Source organism: Paenibacillus sp. J31R109 (genome assembly GCF_059692055.1).
Map to the genome: position 1 here is coordinate 22,629 of NZ_JCAUAR010000013.1, position 12,855 is coordinate 35,483.

Genomic DNA, 12,855 nt, shown 5'->3' on the forward strand with positions numbered 1-12,855 from the left:
TCGTATAGTAGAGATTGAGATGGTTCTATGATGACTGTTTTGTCAAAAATAAACCCAAGATGGGTTCCTGTCTTCCTTAAAGAAAATGATCTTCTAGAAAGAGAATTTGAAAACCTCCAAGCATGTTTTAAATACCTAAGAAATCTTGAGCAATTTAATGTCTATCGTAACAATGGTATATACAAAGAAATTAACTTAGGTATTGATGATGATAAGATACATATTGGATTTACCTTCAGAACAACGAACGAAGCCAAAGTATAGCGAGCTGGCCGTATAACACAATGAAACATGCTCTCATTAGAATTACTTAAAGAAAATATTCGTCGTGTGGAATAGTGAGTATAGTGAGGATTGTAAGTTGGAACTGTAGAATGGCCTTTTGTCAAAAGCATAATAAGTTGACTCGGTACAAGCATACGTAAATGGGGATAGAATGCATTATTGTGAGGGAAATAGTCAAATTAATACCAAGACATCGTAGTGACACCAAAGATTATCCTGGAGGACTTAATGAACATCAACGATTTTGAGAAAAGTGATTACTGGAGAGCCTTAATTCTTTATGGATTAAATGCAGCAACTTACAAGATTGCATTAGGTCAATGCCTTATTGATTTCTCGAAACAAGGGAAAACAAAAATTTCAATGAATGAACTAGCTGTATCCTTTTTTGATTTGTACCATGAGCGTTTAAAGAATAATAAGCCACAACTAAATATGCCAACCAAACGTACAGTAATGGAGAAGATTGTAGATTTATACAATTTAGGAAAGATAACAAGGACAGCAGCCATAGAAAAAGTTGAGAAGGAAGCATTTGAACATGTTATCCCACGTTTTCATAATATTGCGAATTTAGAGATTCCTAAATTCTAGGAGCATTCACCGAATGGGTTAATACTTACTGATAATATTTTTGAAGTCTTTTCTCAAAACAACGGAAATATGTTAACTCAAGAGTTAAACTCACGTTGGGATTTACTTGAAGCTGCGTTTGAAATAAAACGTGAAGACAATGAGCTTGTAAATGATATTAGACGGTTTTATCTTGCTAAAGGTTACGAAAGAACTAACATCACAAATACAATACCGGTCTTGAATGGGTATCAAAAAGATGTATGTTTTTACTGTGGGGAACAAATGCATCAGGATATTCACGTAGATCATGTTATCCCGAGACAATTACTTCAACATGATGAAATATGGAACTTGGCTTTAGCGCATGGATTGTGTAACGAGCGCAAAAGTGACTACTTACCAGGTATGGAGTATATAGAGAAATTAAATGAACGTAACGAACATTTAATTAAAAGTAACCATCCTATTTCTAATAAATTAATTGAGAAGTTAGGTAAAACTCAAGCAGCTAGACGCAAGTATATAATTAGTGTTTTCGAAGATGCAAGAATTGTTCTTGGAGGTACTTGGGATGGAATAATGGGCTATAACCCTTCAACAGATACGTTCTATAAATCATTCGTGAGAGGGTTGAAATTGTGATTACATATAACAAGTTAGTTCGTGATAAGATTCCTCAAATTATTGAAGAAAAGGGGAAGAAAGCTACATATAGAGTGTTAATTGATGTTGAATATACAGTAATGCTTAATAAGAAACTTCATGAGGAATTTCTTGAGTATACTAATGCAATTGCAGAAGAACAAATAGAAGAGTTAGCTGATCTTGTTGAAGTTGTATACTCAATATTGCAAAACAAGGGAGTTAGCATTGAGGATTTCGAAAAGGTGCGATTGGCAAAAAAAGAAGAGCGTGGAGGGTTTAAAGAACGACTATTTCTTGTTAGTGTCGAGGATTAAATGACATGAGAGCGACGGGCATTAAACTGAAAATTTGGAAAGAGTATTATACGTGTTACAAACAAATTGGTATAAAAAATGAGGAAAAGAAGAGGGGACTTAAGTGACGCTGTTTGAGAAAAATCCACAATTGGCAAAGCAGTGGCACATAACAAAGAATGCCCCTCTTAAGCCTGATCAAGTTACATGCGGTTCAAGCAAAAATGTTTGGTGGATTTGCGAGAAAGGCCATGAATGGGAAGCAACAATCAATAGTAGGAATAATGGCAATGGCTGTCCTTATTGTTCAGGTAGGTACGCAACGAGAGCCACTTCCCTTGCGAGAAAGAATCCCTCGGTAGCGGCCGAATGGCATCTAACGAAAAACACCCTTACACCTGAACAAGTTACTACGAATTCTAATAAAAAAGTTTGGTGGCAGTGTGCTAATAGGCACGAATGGGAAGCAACTATTGCAAACCGAAATCGGGGAAGAGGCTGTCCGTATTGCTCAGGTAGATACACAACTCAAGAAACTTGTCTTGCTACGATGAATCCTTCAGTATCTGCCGAGTGGCATCCATCAAAAAACAATTCATTCTCCCCTGATCAAGTTTTGCCAAATTCCAATAAAAAAGCATGGTGGGTTTGCGAGAAAGGTCATGAATGGGAAGCGACTGTAGTAAGCCGAAATCAAGGCAAGAGGTGCCCTTATTGCACAACTCTAGAGGCTGAAAAATTCAAAGATAGAGTTTATATAGCCGAAGAGTCGTGTGATTACCAATTGGATCCAGCAAGTCGACAATCTTTTAAAAATCATAAAATAGCGGCAGAGTGGCATACATTTCGAAATCGTGAACTCACACCTGATTTGGTATCGAATGGCTCCAGCAAAAATGTTTGGTGGTTATGTAAAAATGGACATGAATGGACAGCAAGAATAGTACATCGAAATTACGGCACAGGTTGCCCTTATTGTGCAGGTAGAAGGGTTTCAGAAACAACATCGCTGGCAGCGCAAAATAAAGAGCTTGCTACACAGTGGCATCCGACTAAAAACGGTGATTTAAAGCCATTCAATATTTCTCCGAATACTAACAAAAAGGTATGGTGGCTTTGTAATAGTAGTCATGAATGGGAAGCGTCTGTTAATAGCCGAAATCGAGGAAGAGGCTGTCCGTTTTGTGCAGGAAGATCAGTAACTCATTCGACATCACTTGCTATGTTAAGTCCAGAACTCGCGACGGAATGGCATCCTATAAGGAACGGAAAATTTAAGCCAGAGCACACTGCTCCTAATTCCAACCGTAAAATATGGTGGCAATGTAAAAATGGTCATGAATGGGAAGCAGCAGTATATAATCGATATCGTGGCAGTGGTTGTCCACAGTGTGCTCGAATGGGGTGGGATATAGATTAGTTGATCAATATTAGATTACAATTTAAATACAAGGAGTTGGAAGGGGAATCTTCCAGCTCTTTTTTTTATGAAAAATAGTTGCCAAATTTATCTAATTGGCTATAATTGACAATATAGAGATATTAACATATTGTAGAGGAGTCCAGAAGATCACATCCAATTCGGTGCATCGCAAACGCTAATGCGGCTTTAACTTAGTTAACGAGTCCGAAATCAGTTTAAGAAGTCATAAAGTATTCTAAGTGAGCAGATTCGCTAAATGGGATTAGATTATTAAGGATTGTTCAAACCAAGAGAACAAGAGCAACCGGAGCCGTAACATGTACCACATTTCTGTACAGATCATATCCCGCTGTTTTCCATGTTTAACAATAACAGTAGGTGTACTGAGACACCGATATTATGCAAGGGTTTTTAGAATTTAGGTCCGGTATGAGGAGGAAAAGAAGTCCGTTAGTGGAAAATAAAGATCAGTACGGCTGACATGGGGAAAACAAAGTATTTTATAAAGTTACAAAAGAAGAGCACCGCTAAAGTATCCAAATAAATCCGTTTGGCAAAACGAACGAGAAGTAAACAATCAAAAAAATAAGGGGATACAGTATCATGCAAGCAATTGAAGTTCAGTACAAGGGTTATCGTTTTAGAAGCCGCCTTGAGGCAAGATGGGCTGTATTTTTTGATGCAATGGGCATTGACTGGATTTATGAGCAGGAAGGTTTTGAAAAAGAGGTTGACGGGGAGAAGATAAGATACTTGCCGGATTTTTATTTGCCCAAGCATGGCAACTATGTTGAAGTGAAAGGAGACATGACTGCAAAAGAGGCTACCAAACTTGCTAAATTTCTTGAAGGCGGCTGCCCGTTACCGAGATTCAATGAAGGCAAGGGTTTGATTTTGCTTGGAGATGTGCCGGAACCCGTTAAAGGCATGCAGTGGCATAAAGGGATTACAAATGAAGGAGGCAAGCTTACAATACGGTTTTTTATGATTCAGAAAGATCAGCTGTTTAGTTTAATACCTGAAACATGTTTCGTATTAGCCCACTTCGTTGATACCGAAAAAGACCAAGACAAATTAATGATGAACAGCACAACCATCAGCCTAGCCGAAGCGACGGTAAGACAAATTGTCGCATTCTTTGACCCTAAAGCAATTTCCATTAAAGCCGTTTTTCCAAATATGGAAACCGTCGAAGCGTACAAGTCCGCCAGATCGGCGCGGTTCGAACATGGTGAAAGTGGTACACAGAGAAAAACGGAGTCGGAATCGGAGCGAAAACCCGTATCTTCGGAGCCTGCCTTTGTTAATACAGAACGCAAACTTTTATCCGAAATGCTGAATTATCCAGACCTAGCAGCAGGGATCAAGGCCAACTTGCCTAATTTGTTTATTACTGAGGATCATGCAAAAATAGCATCGTATATATTTTGGATGTGCGAGAAATACCCGAACGGATTGCCTTATCCTGAATTTTGTAAAAACATCCCAGATAGAGAGCTTGCAAACAAAGCGTTTAAAATATTCCTTGAACATAAAGCGGAAAATGATATCCGAAGTATTACTAATTATACAAACGAAATCACGAGAGCCAAAGGGAATTAAACGATTCAATCAAACGAACTCTATTTTCCACTTTTACATTACCAATTGTTGAAAAAGTCATTTAACTAACGAACTTAATTTATTTTTTAATAATTGTGAAAACTGCGGAATTACTGACTTTCTCTAACAAACTTTATTCTACTGCATTAATTAATCGTGCGCAGCTAGCAAATGAAGAAATAATAACATTACATTAGAAGGGAGTTGAAGCAACAAGTGGATGTCGAAAGCATGGGTGTAGTAAGGCTGCAATTCCCCATCAAGGGACATTTCCAAGTTGAAATTGATCATGGTGAGAGTTTATACGCTGCATTATCTAAGCAGTGTACGTTTATTCATGAATGTCAGGAGCTTCGGATATCGCCTATTCATGGAATGTACTCAATTGGGAAGCAACTGATAATAGGTGAGCAGGGCCATTTCTGGATTCAAGCGTCTGTCGAGCATCTGCCATATTTATTAAAGGTTGCAGGTAGAAGTATACAACTACATTCTCAGCGCTATCAGGTCGGAATTCCGCAGATTCATGCGTTAACTCCTGCCGACATACTCATCGCCAGAATGGTAATTGTCAAAGGCAAACAATCAGAACAGCAGTTGTTTGATTATTTGGTATCCGAATTTCAAATACATTATGGAGCTGTTCACAATCGGGATTACCGGCTGCACATGAAACGAAGACGGATTCTAACGCTTCACGACAAGAGGATTTATGGCTTTGGAGTCATCGTTTCAGACATAATTGAAGACTCCTTGTCATTGCAAATTCAATGTTCGCCGCCCGCAGGCAGAGGCAAATATGGAAGCGCCTTCTTTTACCCTGGTACCTATGTGGATACCTCGGAAGTAGGAGACAAGGGAGTCTCGAAACCTACTGCAGGTAATTCTTCATGACAACGCATAAAGTCCCAGTTGTCTTATTAGCCAAAGGTTACCGTATTGCAGAAGGTGAAGCTGTTCCCGAGTATGCCACACTGTTTCATCACGCATTGGTAGTTGCTAGTGCTAGCAGAGTTTGGTTTGAAAAATTGGGACCTATTACTTTGCAACAGATGGGTATATCAGAGGCAATACAAGATCTGAAGACGATCATGCTATGGTTCGGTTGGACCCACGATCTGGGGAAAGCAAACAACCAGTTCATCCAAATGCTCCAAGGACGGTACCGTACACAGATGTTGCGGCATGAAGTCATCTCAGTCCTACTCCTGCGTCACCACTCACCTCTCTCTCACCTCTTAGATCAACTCACGAAGGAACAGCAATATTTGTTGCTCTGCGTAATTCTAGGCCATCATCGTAAATTCTCTCGGCAAAACCATGAACCTAAGCAGACTGAAGATGTAGTCGTATATACTGGACATTCCGATTTCAGTCGACTAATTGAGCGATTAATGATTGAACTTCAGCTAGATCCCTTCGAGAATGCAGGGACCAACACTGATACGTTCATCTCGTTTGATGAGTCGGATAAGACTTGGAACGTATCGAAACTTATAAGTGATCTAATCCGGGAGCTTGCCAGATGGAGCCGAGACGGGTTGCCCGAGGGTGTGATGAAACTGATCGCTGCGGCAAAAGCGCTTTGCATTGTCGCTGATGTATCCGCAAGTGCTCTCGCCCCGCTCGGGACAGATTCGGAACAGAGTCTGAATTCATACATCCAACGGCACTTGCTGGATAAAGGCTTAAGCTCCGATGCCATTGACGGATTATTAGACAAGTGGACCGATGAAAAGCAAATTCCCTTGCCGTTTGTCCCGCGACCATTTCAGACTCGCATGTCAGAAGTGACTGGAAAATTAACTCTTGTCCAGGCTGGCTGCGGCTCAGGTAAAAGTGTAGGAGCTTATCTCTGGGCTCGCAATTGGTGTCTTAGATATGAGCAGCAGGACAAGCAAGCGCCTAAATTAATATTCTGCATGCCTACAATGGGGACCGCAACAGAGCAGTTTAAGGATTATGCCTTCGCATCGGGACTCGACGTATGGTTGGCTCACTCAAAAGCGGATATCGACTTAGCCGCTCTTCGGGAGCGATTATCCTTAGAAGAAGATTCGGTGGGGGAAGCAGGATGCTTGCAGCAACAAGAAGACGTAATCGAGTCCTTCCGATTATGGGACTCTCCGCTTTTGGTATGCACAGCCGACACGGTGCTTGGATTGATGGTGAACGGAAGACGTTCGCTTTACAGCTTTCCCGCTATCGTGAACAGCCTGATTGTTTTTGATGAAATTCATGCGATGGACTGTAGAATGTTTGGACATCTTCTCATGTTTCTCAAGTCATTTCCCGAAATTCCTGTAATGCTGATGACCGCTTCGTTGCCAGCTAGCCGTAAGACTCTGATTGATCAAATCCGGCCAGATTTAGAGATTTGCCAGGAGCACTCCGAGCATGAATTGTTGCCCCGATATACTCTAGTTAACGGGGCCGACGAGCAGCAGCTATTCGAAGAGATTCTGGCGGTATTGCAAGTGGGAGGCAAGGTGCTGTGGGTGTGCAATCAAGTAGAACGAGCGAACGAGTACTACCGTGCCTGCAGAGAACGATTCGAAACCATGGCTTGGGTACAGGTCTATCATTCCAGATTGAGATATGGTGACCGTAGCTTTCGGCACCGAGAAGTGATTGATGCATTCGCTGACAAGGCTGATAGTGGATGTCCTATGATCTTGGTTGCTACTCAGGTAGCGGAAATGTCTTTGGATTTGTCAGCGGACTTGTTAATTTCTGAGCTTGCTCCTGTGCCTGCCCTCATTCAACGGTTGGGTAGGTTAAATAGAAAGATTTCAACCGGCAAACCGTTCTTTCCTAAACCTGCCATTATTACAGAGGTTGCAGATGTCAAGCCATATGATGAGGAACAGTTGCAGCAAGCTAGGACCTGGATTGAAGAGCTTCGGCAGGTGAACCGACCGCTGTCTCAACGGGATTTGGCAGACGCCTTTATCCGGTACGAGGAAGAGGAAGGTTTCAGTCTGGAGAAGGCAGAGGAGAATGCAGTGTTTCTTTCCGGGAAATGGGAAACCTCTGTGGGGAATTTGCGTGAAGAAGGGTATACGGTGAATGTAGTTCTTGAACAAGATGTTCGGAAGTTCAAGCAAGAAAATTACGCAGAGCCGGATAAGGGTTGGCTGGGCAAATATGAAGTATCCATCCCCCTCAAGCGACAAGTGGCCGGATGGAAGCGCATTTTGGGCGTTCCTGTAGCGCCAAAGGAAGAAGTGGTATACGACTATGAAGAATCGACGAGGAGGGGGACGGGAGCTTCATGGCAGGTAAGTTAGTTTATCGTTTGAACAATCCAGGGTACACTATTTACCATCGTGCCGCGCTTGGAGGTCTAGCTTCGACGCTATACGCCTGGAAATATAAGGGATATTATCGGCCTCCCGAAGGAATCCGGTTTGCAATGAGCGCAGGTTCTGTTGAATTGGAATGGGGGGATGATCTAGAGGATACGGAAGCGATTGAACGCATTCTACAGGCGTCTTTTCTACTGACAGATCAAACGAAGCTCATCGATTTGCCAGGATGGGGGCTCAGGCCAGATGACGACTCAGTTAGGGTTTCTTTGCATAACGGGATTACAGGGACGTTCTTGCAGCATCCGAAGATGCGTCCAGGGGAGTCTGGAACAAGACATATCAACATCGCCAACGGAGATGAAGAGAGAGAGTTGATTTCTTACAAGGCGATCGACCGCTATGCACATCAGAAGGCTCAAGGTACAGAGTTGCTTGATAAGACCGGAAACCTTCCCGCACGGGCTAAAATCCCGCAATCGGTTGTACCAGGAGCGATGAGCGGATCGCTGAGTCTGGAAGCCTCGTCGGAGGAGGTATTCTTGCTCCTATATTTGATGGTTGGCTGTTCCATATATTTGATCCGTTCCCGCACACATAAGGAAAAAATGAAGTATTGCGTGCTGGTGCCTGACGTAAGTGACCTTGAAGCGTACGCGGAAACCATCCAGGAAATTAGTGGCTCTCTGATGATAGGTGATCGACCGCAAATGCACTACGGCTGTCGGATTGTGGGAGGTGCAGAAGACGCGGGTCTGCGGTATCTAGTAGACATTACCTATAAGGAGCAGATACAGGCATCAGACGGTGGCATAGGAGGATGTTTGTCCATTGCAATGGGAAAAGTTGCTTGGGACGGCAATCAGATCAACCGCAGCTATGTCCAATCCATTCGAACTGATTACGAAGATCTTGGTATATATCGTGCTGCCAATGGTACCAATCTGGCTAGACGGAGGAAAATACCCCTAAAAAATAATGAAGTATTAGTCGTCCCGGCAAGCGAGGTACCTGCCTTGATCGCTGCTAATCTTGCAGCGGGAGACCATTGGAGCCGCGGTTTATTAGATTTAGTGTCGGAACAGCAGGAATTTAAACAGCTTTTATTTCTAAGGAAGGGGTTTCAAGCCATGAATCAAGCAATTCGGAACGTAGAAGACCGAGCAATCGTAGATTCGTTTCATGAAGCATGGAATCGAAGGCTGGGACAGATTGGAGAAAGGGCTAGAAGTGAAGGGGCTAACTTCGAGCGGCTGATTGAAGTAGAGCAAGAGAAGATCCGAAATACGATTTTAAGATTGAAAACAATGGATGGGCTGGTAGGTTGGTTTTACAAATTTGGTGGAGACAGTACGAAAGGAGCTCCATTGCGGGCGTTTAGCCGGAACAAAGCTGTGATTATGAACATGCTGTCTGACCGCAGGAATTACGAACGTTTGCAAAACTTATGCATGTTTGCTCTGTTAAGCTATGAATCTCCGAATAAACAAGAAAAAATTGAAGGAGCAAAATAGAGATGACTACATACTACTTGTATGGAACTGTATTGACTGGGGAAGCAGTAGCTGCAAACAACAGAGGCGACAACATCGGCAATACTACGACACTGCAAAAGGTATTTCATCAAGACGATTTGCATACTAGCGTATCTGCGGAATCGATCCGATTCGCGATACGTTATAGGTTTCAATTGGAAGGATTAGACGTAAACCGAAGCTACGAAGCAATGGAAGGTAAGTTAGCCTTTGAGGATGAGAAAAGATTGTACTGGGGCGGGGGGCAGCAAGTTTATATCGATGATGACTTAATGGGGTTCATGGATGCGGCTGCAGCAAAAGTGGAAAAAGAAGAGGAAGATCAGGAAGAAGAAGGCACCGTAAAAGGGAAGAAACCAGCCAAAGTGAAGGGGAAGATAACACGAAGACAAAGTCCGCTTGCCGTTGGGCGAGCCGTATCGCTTCGGCCGTATCGTGGCGAGTTCTCGTTTAATGCTGTGAGCGGAATTAAGGAGAAGGGCAAGCTGTCCCTCTACAGCGCGGAAATGCATACGACTGAGTACCAATACTCATTCGGTTTGAACTTAATAGACGTTCTGCATAAGGAGAACATTGCCCACTTGGTTCGTGCAGTTGTCGACATGCCGCCAGTGGCAGGTAATCATGCTAGATTCGCTTTTGACTTTTCACCAGCTTCCTTAATCCTGAGAGTTACAAGTGCACATTCCCCAAAAATTCAAAACTGTTTCGAACATGATGAGGAGAGACGATCATATACCGTATCAAGACTCATCCAACGAATTGAAAGTGGAGATATCCCAGCAGGGGAATTATTTATTGGCGGTGATATAGTCTCGACGGTTTATGGACGGAAATTGAAAGAGCTAGGAGTTTTAGTTTATGCAGGGGTGGCGGCTGCCGCGAAAGATGCCCTGCGCCGAATCTCCTCATTAGATGAAGCTTTCATGGTACTGGAGCAGTAAGAAGCGGAGGGATTGACTTGATTACATTATACATTGATGCGCCTTACTCCAACTTCCGCAAATCTTTTGCAAGATCGTATGCTGAGACTTACTTGCTACCTCCACCATCTACAGTATACGGTATGCTCCTTTCATTGGTAGGCGAGCGATTTCGCATGACTCATGCTGGGGTGAAATTAGCTTTTGCTTATAAACGGATTCCTAAAATTGCCGTGACTCTTCATAAGCTAAGTCGGTTGAAATATGGCGTTCCCTCCAAGCAATCGACATTGGGTAATGCCCCGGATTTTGTACAAACGGTTTGCGGTTTGCAATTTCTGTGCTGGGTTGACTCGACAGGAGAACAATACTCAGGGCAGACAGGATATAAGTCACTTGAGGAGCGAATAGTCCAAGCCGTTCACCTCCCGGAATCCGTCAACCGATACGGAGTATTGAGTTTGGGATTAAGCGACGATCAGGTAAACGATGTTAGCCTCATACACACAGCGGAAGGAGTCTGGTATCGGTTGGTGCCAAACGCAAACGGCTCGTTGGAACTGCCGGTTTGGGTAGATCATCTGGGCAGCGCGAATACATGCTGGGAGAGGTTCTCTTTGGACGATAAGCCGGTAGAATTGGTTTACACCCCTGGCGATTCTCAGTGGGGATGGACCGAAATACGTCCTCGGGATTGGAAATAGGATTTAATACTCGCGAATATTCCTCTTGTCATCTGGTTTAAACTGGTAATCTAGTAATTAACCGGAAGATGGAGGAGTTTTAGAAATGGAAGAGGTATCACTTTTCAGGATACATCGCCCTGGTGCTTGGAGTGTGGAATTGATAATCTTTAGCGGCAATATGAAGAATCGTCAGAGATGCTTGAAATGGATTGACATGAACTCTTTATTAGCCTACGTTTGTTTTGGGTGCTCTGAATAAGGCTGTGATGCTGAAAAGCGTTGAGCACCAGAAGGGTACAGAAGAGACCGAACGTAAAGCTTGCCTGAATATGGCAGTGATGCCGTGAGGCGTTGAGCACGCGACCAACCCAGGCAACTTGGGCCACCACTGGGTTTCTGAATATGGCAGTGATGCTGAAAAGTGTTGAGCACTACCCAAACATCATCTTGAACATCAACGCACTGGGCTGAATAAGGCAGTGATGCTGAAAAGCGTTGAGCACATGCAGGATGAGGGCTAACTTTGCTTCGTTAACTTCTAAATAAGGCTTTGATGCTGAAGAGCGTTGAGTACAACATAGAGGCAGATGGTGCGGATGAGCTAGGTATCCTTAATAAGGCTTTGATGCTGAAGAGCGTTGAGTACAACATAGAGGCAGATGGTGCGGATGAGCTAGGTATCCTTAATATGGCTGTGATGCTGTAAAGTGTTGAGCACCAGATTGTTGCCGAAGGCATTGGCCTGATGAACAACCGCTGAATATGGCAGTGATGCTGAAAAGCGTTGAGCACCCTGTCGCTGCCAAGATGAATCCATTCGTATATCACTGAATAAGGCTGTGATGCTGGAAAGCGTTGAGCACAACATGGGAGCCGATGGTGCCGATGAGTTGGGGTTACTGTGTACAGCAGTGATGCCGTAAGGCGTTTAGCACGAGAAAAACAAAGAAGAAGGCCGAACTATCGGCAAAAATATTAACAGCAGTGATGCCATAAGGCGTTGAGCACAGTATTCCTGATTTCGTACGCCACGGTTGGCAGAGGCTTCTAATAGCATTGATGCCGTAAGGCGTTGAGCACGAAACAAAGTATGGGAATTTCGTAGAAGTAGCTATAACCTGAATATGGCTGTGATGCTGGAAAGCGTTGAGCACTACCATAGTCCGTACACAATATCTTTTTTGTAGATGCTGAGAATAGCTGTGATGCTGAAAAGCGTTGAGCACGATGGGGAGCCAGGGTTCGTCAACTTGGAGGAGGCCTGAGAATAGCTGTGATGCTGAAAAGCGTTGAGCACAGCTGCAAGGAAATCGGCAAGCTGCACCAGTATCCCCTGAATATGACTGTGATGCCGAAAAGCGTTGAGCACATCGCCGAGGCCGTCCGGATTTATTTCGAGGATTCGCTGAATATGGCTGTGATGTTGAAAAGCGTTGAGCACTCCTCTAGGGATTGCCTACTTTTGACTTGTGATTAGATAGAAAATCGCAAAGAACTGGTTGAAAAAAGCCTGAGGTAGCACCCTTTGGGTTTTTTATTTTTTACCTATATTAAAAATATTCACTTGCATAACGAATAC

Annotated in this window: 13 protein-coding genes; all 13 read left to right on the plus strand. The window is 43.2% G+C overall.

Annotation, left to right across the window (positions count from 1 at the left end; translation table 11 throughout):
- The first annotated feature begins 27 nt into the window (after positions 1–27).
- The 13 genes from AC58QT_RS25830 to AC58QT_RS25890 all read left to right on the plus strand — a co-directional run bounded on the left by AC58QT_RS25830 (position 28) and on the right by AC58QT_RS25890 (position 12,753).
- Positions 28–264 (plus strand): hypothetical protein, encoded by a 237-nt coding sequence (locus tag AC58QT_RS25830; RefSeq protein ID WP_497411515.1) that lies wholly within the window; start codon positions 28–30, stop codon positions 262–264.
- Between the two features lie 249 nt (positions 265–513).
- Positions 514–879: a hypothetical protein gene (locus AC58QT_RS25835; protein ID WP_497411516.1), complete on the plus strand. Its 366-nt coding sequence runs from the start codon at positions 514–516 to the stop codon at positions 877–879.
- Positions 880–948: 69 nt separating this feature from the next.
- Positions 949–1,503 (plus strand): HNH endonuclease, encoded by a 555-nt coding sequence (locus AC58QT_RS25840; RefSeq protein WP_497411517.1) that lies wholly within the window; start codon positions 949–951, stop codon positions 1,501–1,503.
- Entirely contained in the window at positions 1,500–1,820 is a 321-nt protein-coding gene (locus AC58QT_RS25845) for a pyrophosphohydrolase domain-containing protein (protein WP_497411518.1), read from the plus strand. Before AC58QT_RS25840 ends, AC58QT_RS25845 begins: the two co-directional genes overlap by 4 nt.
- A gap of 103 nt (positions 1,821–1,923) precedes the next feature.
- Positions 1,924–3,219 (plus strand): zinc-ribbon domain-containing protein, encoded by a 1,296-nt coding sequence (locus tag AC58QT_RS25850; RefSeq protein WP_497411519.1) that lies wholly within the window; start codon positions 1,924–1,926, stop codon positions 3,217–3,219.
- A gap of 606 nt (positions 3,220–3,825) precedes the next feature.
- Entirely contained in the window at positions 3,826–4,824 is a 999-nt protein-coding gene (locus AC58QT_RS25855) for a PDDEXK family nuclease (RefSeq protein ID WP_497411520.1), read from the plus strand.
- A gap of 231 nt (positions 4,825–5,055) precedes the next feature.
- Positions 5,056–5,718: a type I-MYXAN CRISPR-associated protein Cas6/Cmx6 gene (cas6, locus tag AC58QT_RS25860; RefSeq protein WP_497411521.1), complete on the plus strand. Its 663-nt coding sequence runs from the start codon at positions 5,056–5,058 to the stop codon at positions 5,716–5,718.
- Positions 5,715–8,114: a CRISPR-associated helicase Cas3' gene (gene cas3, locus AC58QT_RS25865; protein WP_497411522.1), complete on the plus strand. Its 2,400-nt coding sequence runs from the start codon at positions 5,715–5,717 to the stop codon at positions 8,112–8,114. Before cas6 ends, cas3 begins: the two co-directional genes overlap by 4 nt.
- Positions 8,099–9,646 (plus strand): type I-MYXAN CRISPR-associated Cas8a1/Cmx1, encoded by a 1,548-nt coding sequence (gene cas8a1, locus AC58QT_RS25870; protein WP_497411523.1) that lies wholly within the window; start codon positions 8,099–8,101, stop codon positions 9,644–9,646. The genes cas3 and cas8a1 overlap by 16 nt, the downstream gene beginning before the upstream one ends.
- A gap of 2 nt (positions 9,647–9,648) precedes the next feature.
- On the plus strand, positions 9,649–10,611 hold the full coding sequence (locus AC58QT_RS25875; protein ID WP_497411524.1) for a DevR family CRISPR-associated autoregulator: 963 nt from the start codon (positions 9,649–9,651) through the stop codon (positions 10,609–10,611).
- 17 nt (positions 10,612–10,628) lie between these two features.
- On the plus strand, positions 10,629–11,294 hold the full coding sequence (gene cas5 / locus AC58QT_RS25880) for a type I-MYXAN CRISPR-associated protein Cas5/Cmx5/DevS (protein ID WP_497411525.1): 666 nt from the start codon (positions 10,629–10,631) through the stop codon (positions 11,292–11,294).
- Between the two features lie 535 nt (positions 11,295–11,829).
- Positions 11,830–11,982, plus strand: a complete 153-nt coding sequence (locus tag AC58QT_RS25885; RefSeq protein WP_497411526.1) for a hypothetical protein — start codon at positions 11,830–11,832, stop codon at positions 11,980–11,982.
- A 567-nt stretch (positions 11,983–12,549) separates the two neighbouring features.
- Positions 12,550–12,753 (plus strand): hypothetical protein, encoded by a 204-nt coding sequence (locus AC58QT_RS25890; protein ID WP_497411527.1) that lies wholly within the window; start codon positions 12,550–12,552, stop codon positions 12,751–12,753.
- The last annotated feature ends 102 nt before the right edge of the window (positions 12,754–12,855 follow it).

Bases quoted from the DNA above. Each gene is read 5' to 3' on its own strand.
- AC58QT_RS25830 (WP_497411515.1), top strand. From the start codon at position 28: ATGATGACTGTTTTGTCAAAAATAAACCCAAGATGGGTTCCTGTCTTC.
- AC58QT_RS25835 (WP_497411516.1), top strand. From the start codon at position 514: ATGAACATCAACGATTTTGAGAAAAGTGATTACTGGAGAGCCTTAATT.
- AC58QT_RS25840 (WP_497411517.1), top strand. From the start codon at position 949: ATGTTAACTCAAGAGTTAAACTCACGTTGGGATTTACTTGAAGCTGCG.
- AC58QT_RS25855 (WP_497411520.1), top strand. From the start codon at position 3,826: ATGCAAGCAATTGAAGTTCAGTACAAGGGTTATCGTTTTAGAAGCCGC.
- cas6 (WP_497411521.1), top strand. From the start codon at position 5,056: ATGGGTGTAGTAAGGCTGCAATTCCCCATCAAGGGACATTTCCAAGTT.
- cas3 (WP_497411522.1), top strand. From the start codon at position 5,715: ATGACAACGCATAAAGTCCCAGTTGTCTTATTAGCCAAAGGTTACCGT.
- cas8a1 (WP_497411523.1), top strand. From the start codon at position 8,099: ATGGCAGGTAAGTTAGTTTATCGTTTGAACAATCCAGGGTACACTATT.
- AC58QT_RS25875 (WP_497411524.1), top strand. From the start codon at position 9,649: ATGACTACATACTACTTGTATGGAACTGTATTGACTGGGGAAGCAGTA.
- AC58QT_RS25885 (WP_497411526.1), top strand. From the start codon at position 11,830: ATGCTGAAGAGCGTTGAGTACAACATAGAGGCAGATGGTGCGGATGAG.